This window comes from Pseudomonas sp. HMSC063H08, assembly GCF_001813645.1.
Taxonomy (GTDB): Bacteria; Pseudomonadota; Gammaproteobacteria; order Pseudomonadales; family Pseudomonadaceae; genus Pseudomonas; species Pseudomonas aeruginosa.
The window spans coordinates 127494-133548 of the sequence record NZ_KV813372.1 but is presented as its reverse complement, the minus strand read 5'-3'; the positions used below and the strand labels follow the sequence as shown (position 1 = coordinate 133548).

8 protein-coding genes and 1 pseudogene are annotated in these 6055 nt (G+C 68.3%); 1 reads left to right on the top strand and 8 read right to left on the bottom strand.

Translation table 11 applies throughout. From position 1 onward, the window contains the following. Positions 1 to 121: pseudogene (locus HMPREF2924_RS35430) on the top strand (nucleoid-associated protein YejK); the annotation flags it as partial. A gap of 42 nt (positions 122 to 163) precedes the next feature. On the opposite strand, the gene HMPREF2924_RS07495 reads toward HMPREF2924_RS35430, so the two are convergent. From HMPREF2924_RS07495 to pcsA, 8 genes are all read right to left on the bottom strand, one after another. Continuing rightward, entirely contained in the window at positions 164 to 1075 is a 912-nt protein-coding gene (locus HMPREF2924_RS07495) for a hypothetical protein (protein WP_003129578.1), read from the bottom strand. A gap of 88 nt (positions 1076 to 1163) precedes the next feature. Beyond that, a complete protein-coding gene (locus tag HMPREF2924_RS07490) occupies positions 1164 to 1916 on the bottom strand; it encodes a VIT1/CCC1 transporter family protein (protein WP_003111882.1) in 753 nt (250 codons plus the stop codon). Between the two features lie 3 nt (positions 1917 to 1919). Beyond that, entirely contained in the window at positions 1920 to 2855 is a 936-nt protein-coding gene (locus tag HMPREF2924_RS07485) for a glutathione S-transferase family protein (RefSeq protein WP_003111881.1), read from the bottom strand. Between the two features lie 120 nt (positions 2856 to 2975). After that, positions 2976 to 3665: a CatB-related O-acetyltransferase gene (locus tag HMPREF2924_RS07480; RefSeq protein WP_003111880.1), complete on the bottom strand. Its 690-nt coding sequence runs from the start codon at positions 3663 to 3665 to the stop codon at positions 2976 to 2978. 28 nt (positions 3666 to 3693) lie between these two features. Continuing rightward, entirely contained in the window at positions 3694 to 4008 is a 315-nt protein-coding gene (locus tag HMPREF2924_RS07475) for a GIY-YIG nuclease family protein (RefSeq protein ID WP_003129576.1), read from the bottom strand. Further along, positions 4001 to 4702 (bottom strand): glutathione S-transferase C-terminal domain-containing protein, encoded by a 702-nt coding sequence (locus HMPREF2924_RS07470; protein ID WP_003092922.1) that lies wholly within the window; start codon positions 4700 to 4702, stop codon positions 4001 to 4003. Before HMPREF2924_RS07470 ends, HMPREF2924_RS07475 begins: the two co-directional genes overlap by 8 nt. A 66-nt stretch (positions 4703 to 4768) precedes the next feature. Then, positions 4769 to 5251, bottom strand: coding sequence for a nuclear transport factor 2 family protein (locus HMPREF2924_RS07465; RefSeq protein WP_003092923.1), 483 nt, complete (start codon positions 5249 to 5251; stop codon positions 4769 to 4771). A gap of 70 nt (positions 5252 to 5321) precedes the next feature. Next, a complete protein-coding gene (pcsA, locus tag HMPREF2924_RS07460; protein ID WP_003129573.1) occupies positions 5322 to 6038 on the bottom strand; it encodes a phosphatidylcholine synthase in 717 nt (238 codons plus the stop codon). Between the last annotated feature and the right edge of the window lie 17 nt (positions 6039 to 6055).

Sequence of the window (6055 nt, the reverse complement as noted above, 5' to 3'; positions counted from 1 at the left end):
GATCAGCTTCGAGGCGCACCTGCTGGGCTCCAAGGTGGAATACGACGAAGAGCGCGACATGCTGATCATCCGCCAGTTGCCGACCCAGTTGAAGGACCAGCTCAAGCGGCGCAAGGACTGACCCGCGCCGCCCCGGAGCGCCGCCGGCGCTCCCTTTCCCTCCTCAGCCGCAGGCCCAGTCGAAGCGCATGTCGCGGAAATCGAGCTGGGCGTTGCCGCCGCCGAAGTTGTAGCCGCCCAGGTATTCCTCGAACTCTACGTAGAAGGGACTCATTTCCGGCACGCCCTGCACCGGACGCATGGTGCCGCCGATATGGTTCGGCAGGTGCCCTTCCACCCAGGGATGCTCGCGGTAGTTGTCGCGCTCGATCTTGCCGTCCAGCCAGTAGTGCGGCAGTTGGTAGCCGCCGTCGCCGTATTCGCTGGGCACCACCCCGGCGTTGGGGTCTTGCGCCCGCGCCGTCCAGCGCAGCGGGTAGCGCTGCTGGTGGCCGGCCGCCGGGCGGCCACCGAGGGCGCGCAGCAGGTAGTAGTCGTCCTCCGCCCAGTCCGGCACGAAGCTGGCCGCCGAACCAGCCTCCAGCCACTGCGGCGGCTCGGTCTGCGCCAGCAGCGGGTTGCCCGCCGGCAGCGCCGGCGGCTGGCAGGGCGCGCCGCTGAATTCAGCGGCGTCGAGCAGGATCAACGCATAGGCACCGCCGAGGATGTCCTCCATCCGGTGCAGACGCGGATGGCTATTGCGCCCGGCCTCCCAGAACGGCCGCAGTTCCGCGTCGGCCGGCGGTTGCGCGGGCGGATCGATGAGCATCTCGCGAATGCCGTCGACGCTGGTCGGTCCACCGTCGTTCTGGTCCGGGGCGAGGGAGAAGAAGCTCAGCGCGACGATCTCCGGGCCATGCACCCGGTAGTCCTCCGGCAGCAGCAGGGTGAAGCCGTGCATCAGCGGATAGCCGGTGTCCGGATCCAGCGGCCACTGCTCCGGACGGATGCCCGGCGGCAGGCCGAAGCACCAGCCGTGGTTGGCTTCGCCGGCGTGCGCGGCGTCGTTGACGATTTCGATGTCGTAGGCTTTCATGGCCACTCCCTGGTCGGTTTTTCCTGTTCCCGGCCACGCCGGCCGGGTGTCTCAGTGTAAAACGGAGTCCCCCGCAGGCGAAGGACTTTCAGCCCAGGCCCACGCCGAGCGCGGTACCCAACCCATAGGTGAAGGCCGCGGCAAGGGTACCGACCAGCACCTGGCGCAACGCCGAGAACGCCAGCGGCCGCCCGGTGAAACGGGCGGTGACCGCGCCGCTGAACAGCAGCGCAAGCAGGCTGAACAGCAGGCTTGCGACCAGCGCCGCGGCGCCGTCGAGGAACAGGAACGGCGCCACCGGCACCAGGGCGCCAAGGGAAAACAGCAGGAACGACGTGCCCGCCGCGTTCCACGGGTTGCCGCCCAGCTCCGTCGGATCGATGCCGAGGGCCTCGCGGGACAAGGTGTCCAGCGCGCCACGACCGTCGTTCATCAGTTGCAGGGCCACGCGCCGGGCGGATACCTCGCTCAGCCCCTTGGCGGTGAAGATATCGATCAGTTCCTGGGTCTCGGTGTCCGGGCAGAGCCTGAGCAAGCGTTCTTCCTCGGCGATGCGCTTGCTCGCCATCTCGCGGGCGTTGGTCACCGACAGCCACTCGCCGAGGGCCATCGAGCAGGCCCCGGACACCAGTCCGGCCATCCCGGTGAGGACGATGGACGAATGCGCCATGCTCGCACCCGCCACGCCCATCACCAGGCACAGGTTCGACACCAGGCCATCGTTGGCGCCGAGCACCGCGGCGCGCAGCTTGGTGCCAGCGTCGCGGTCCGGCCTCGCCTCGGGCAACGCGCACTGCGGCGGATCGGCGTCCGGGCGCGGCGACGGGGTCTCCGCCGGCATGCCTCAACGCGCCTCGATGCGAAAGCCCAGGCGCGGGAAATGCACATGCACGGTACCCGCCCGCGGGTCTTCGCGGCGCAGGATGAGTTCCTCGCTGCCGGCGAAGAGCAGTTCGCCCTGTATCGCGTCGACACCGTAGTCGGTGGCGGCGATGGCGACCGCCTGGCCGGGCCGGAAACCGTTGGGGTCGCTGAAGGATTCGTCCGGCAATGCCGCGGGCTGGCTGCCGCGAGCCACCTCCAGGGCTTCCTCCGCACTCATCTCGGCTGGCGCGCCATGGCCGAAGCCGAGCACCCGGCCCAACCAGGCCTGCACCTGCGGGTAATCGTCGACCAGCGGCGCGGTGACCGGCGTGCCCTTGAGGAACCACAGGCAGTGCGCCACGGCGAAGTCGGCGACGGACGCTTCGCCGAACAGGAAATCGCCGTCCTCGCGCGACAACTGGCGCTCCAGTCGCGCCATGAATGCCGGCCACTGGTGGCGCGCCTGTTCCAGCGGCAGGCGGCCGGCGCTGCCGCCGCTGAACAGTTGGCTGCGATCGGCCATGAAGGCCTTGAGGAATTCCGGCGGCAGCTTGCCGAAACGCACGGCGATGGACTCCGGGGCGAACGCCAGGCTTACCGCGTGCTGGAACAGCACCGCGTCGGCCCACTGGGCGAAGCTCGCGGCGACCATCTCCTGGCCTTCGGGGAACAGCGCCGGGACCGCCTTTTCCTGCTCCAGGCGACGGGCGATCAACGCGGTATCGCAATACACATCGGCGCCGACCTGCAACACCGGGGTCTTCCGATAGCCGCCGGTCAGCGCCACCAGGTCCGGCTTGGGCATCACCGGCGGAATCATCACCGAGCGCCAGGACAGTTGCTTGAAACCGAGCAGCAGGCGCGCCTTCTCGGCGAAGGGCGAAGTGGGATAGTGATGCAGGATCAGCTCTGACATGGGCGCCTCCGGGCGGATGTGAGGCACCAGCTTAGCGCGGCTGGGAAAACGCGCCTATGACAATCCGGGACATGAAGGGCACCCCATCGCCTGGCCCGATGGGCCTGGCGAGGGGCGCGCTCAATCCAGCCGGCACCCCTGGCGGGTGATGGTCATCCGCCGGTACGCCGCACGCGGCGCCTCGCGCGTCTCCAGGGCGGCGAGGAACTCCCGGGGACGGTCCAGCGGCAGGCCGGTGAGGAAGGCGCTATCCAGCTCCCACCAGCGCGAGGCGAGCAGACCCTCGATGATCTCCGGCGGATGCCGGTAGCGGATCACCTGCGCCGGGGTGCCGGCGACGATGGCGTAGGGCGGCACGTCGCGAGTGACCACGGCGCGCGTGGCGATGATCGCCCCGGTCCCGACCTTGACCCCTTCCATCACCATCGCGCTGTGTCCGATCCAGACGTCGTGGCCGATTTCCGCGTAGCTCAGCGCCGGCTCGTAGCGCAGCGCGGTGCCGGTGTGCTGGAAGGGGTGGCTGCTCACCCAGTCGCTGGGATGGGTGTGTTTTTCCTGGCCGATGAAGCAGTCCGAGCCGATCGAGCAGAAACGCCCGATGGACGCCACCAGGGACAGGTCGGTGCCGCTGCGCACATAGCTGTAGGCGCCGATCTCCAGCCTCGGCGGGACGATGCGCAGGTGGCCGAGTTCGACCTGCTCCTCGAGCACCAGCGTGGTGCGCTTGCCGACACTGGCCGGGCCGCCGGCCAGCTTGCAGCCGCGGCGGCGGATCCAGCGTTTCCACCAATGATTCTTCAGGTAACCCACGAATACCCCATGACCGCAGATGAACGTCCTAGATTGCCGGCTCGCCGACCTCGCGCAACACCGGTACGCCGACCAACAGGCGCTCCTTGGCGCGCTTGCTCAGGGCCTTGATCGCCCGCTCGCGGCGCAGGGCGTCGCCCTTGCTGGCGCAGGCCTCGACGTAGACCAGCGCGCGGGCGGGGCTGGAATGGAAGAACCGCGCGCCCTTGCCGCTGCAATGAGTGTCGAAGCGGCGCAGCGGATCGTCGCTGATGCCGCAGTACAACGCGCCGTTTTCCGCCCTCACCAGGTAGACCGACCAACACTTCCTGATCGCCGCCGTGGCGGCCGTCGCCTCACTCACTCCAGACCCGCTCCCGCATCCGCTCGCAATACGCCACCAGGCGCGGATAGCCTCGCGCCACATGGCTGAGCGGGGTATCCAGGGTCGCCTCGATGAGGTTGGCGAGGATACCGTAAGCGGCGGCATCGGCGCTGCACGGATGTTCGCCGCCGTAGTACGGGACCTGGCCGAGCAGGCCGTCGAGGGCATCGAGGTCGTCGCGGGCGAAGGCCAGCAGTTCGTCCCTGCCGTGGACCCCGAGTCCCTGCGCCCTGAGGGTAGCGCGGACCTTGCGGCGCATGGCCCAGGCCACTGCGTCGCGCACGCCGAATGGCAGCGAGCCGAAGAACACCGGCTTGAGCACGCGCCAGCTGTCCTCGTCGAACCAGCGGAAATACAGCATCAGGTAGTACAGGTGTTCGTCGCACAGGCGCGTGATCGCCCGTGCCCAGCCCTTGCCTCGGGCGTCCAGGCCAGCGTCGAGAGTGACCCCGTAGCGCTCGCCGAGGGTACGGATGACGATCTCGCTGTCGCCGATCGCCTCGCCCTCGATACGCACGTAGGGCAGCTTGCCCTTGGGCGCCTTGCGCGGGTCGCTGACGACCTTCACCTGGTACTCCAGGCCGGCCAGGCGCAACCAGGTTTCCAGTTTCAGGCAGTAGGGACTGGCATTGGGTACGTTGAATGCGGCGGGGAACTGGAAGAGCGTGATCATCGCGGCGTCCTGCGGGTTGTCCGCGGCGAGCTTAGGAGATTATCCGCGCTTCGGCCACCGACAGCCTCAGCCGGCCGCCGGATGGGCAGCCTGGTAGGCGGCCAGGCCCTTGCGCGCCTGCCCGCGGATCGCCCGCTGCACCGGCGGCGCCCAGCCCAGCAGCAGGCCCTTGGCGCCAAGCGCCTGGCGGCTCCAGCGCCACAGGTCGAACTGGTCGCGATGCTCGACGATCAAACCGTCGGCGAAGCGGAAACGGGCCTCGATGCGATTCTCCACCCTGCGCCCGGTCTGGGTGAACAGGTAGTGGGCCACCCATTGCGCACGCCCCTCGTTCTGGTCGGCGCGGACGTTCGCGTAGTCCAGGCGGAAGTCCCGCGCCCGGCTGGTCAGCAGGCGCCACATATCGCCCACCTCGCGCCCACGCAGTTCGCCGAAGGCCGGGTCGTGGAAGGTCGCCTGGGGGGCGTAGCAGGCCGCCATGGCCTCGCCGTCGAGGCGCTGGAAGGCCTGGTAGAAGCGCTCGATCAGTTCGGCGTTGGGGTGGGCCATGCGGGGTTCCTTGCGATGAGAGGGACTTGCCAGGCGTCCCCACGCGGGAACGCCGTCGCGCCGGGTCGTTTCAGCCGAACCACTCGCGGGCGCTGCGCCAGAGGCAGATACCGACGAAATAGGCCGAGGCGGCGAACCACAGGCCGAGCAGGATCGGCAGGTCGGCCGGCTGCTGGACGATCAGCAGACCGCTGCTGATCAGCCAGACGAAGGTCACCGCGATGTTCAACGGCATGAACTGGCGCACGCGGAACGGGTGGAGGAACTTCATCCGGGTCAGGGTCAGGGCGGCCAGCACCAGCACCGTGACGAGGTTGACCCAGGGGTGCAGGTCGAGCACGTAGAAGTACACCGCCACCACGTTCCAGGCGGCCGGGAAGCCAACGAAGTAGTTGTCGGTGCTCTTCATGTTGACGTTGCAGAAGCAGAACAGCGACGAAACCAGAATCACGCCCACCGCCAGCAGTTCGAAATGCTCCGGCAGGGGGATGTAGCGGTAGATGAAGATGGCCGGGATGAACACGTAGGTCAGGTAGTCGATCACCAGGTCGAGCACCGAGCCGTCGAAATGCGGCAGCATTTCCTTGACTTCGTACTTGCGCGCCAGGGTGCCGTCGAGGCCGTCCACCAGTAGGGCCAGGCCAAGCCAGAGCAGGCAGGCCTGGGGTTTGTTGTCGACCAGCGCGAGCAGGGCCAGCAAGGCCAGGATCACGCCGCTGGCGGTGACGGCGTGGACGCCCCAGGCCTTGGCTTTGTTGATGGGAGTCATCGATAGGTTCACGGGCAATTCTCTTGTTCGGTGTT

Coding starts and splice junctions, on each gene's coding strand:
- HMPREF2924_RS07470 (WP_003092922.1), bottom strand. CDS start 4,702: ATGATCACGCTCTTCCAGTTCCCCGCCGCATTCAACGTACCCAATGCC.
- HMPREF2924_RS07465 (WP_003092923.1), bottom strand. CDS start 5,251: ATGGCCCACCCCAACGCCGAACTGATCGAGCGCTTCTACCAGGCCTTC.
- HMPREF2924_RS07490 (WP_003111882.1), bottom strand. CDS start 1,916: ATGCCGGCGGAGACCCCGTCGCCGCGCCCGGACGCCGATCCGCCGCAG.
- HMPREF2924_RS07495 (WP_003129578.1), bottom strand. CDS start 1,075: ATGAAAGCCTACGACATCGAAATCGTCAACGACGCCGCGCACGCCGGC.
- HMPREF2924_RS07485 (WP_003111881.1), bottom strand. CDS start 2,855: ATGTCAGAGCTGATCCTGCATCACTATCCCACTTCGCCCTTCGCCGAG.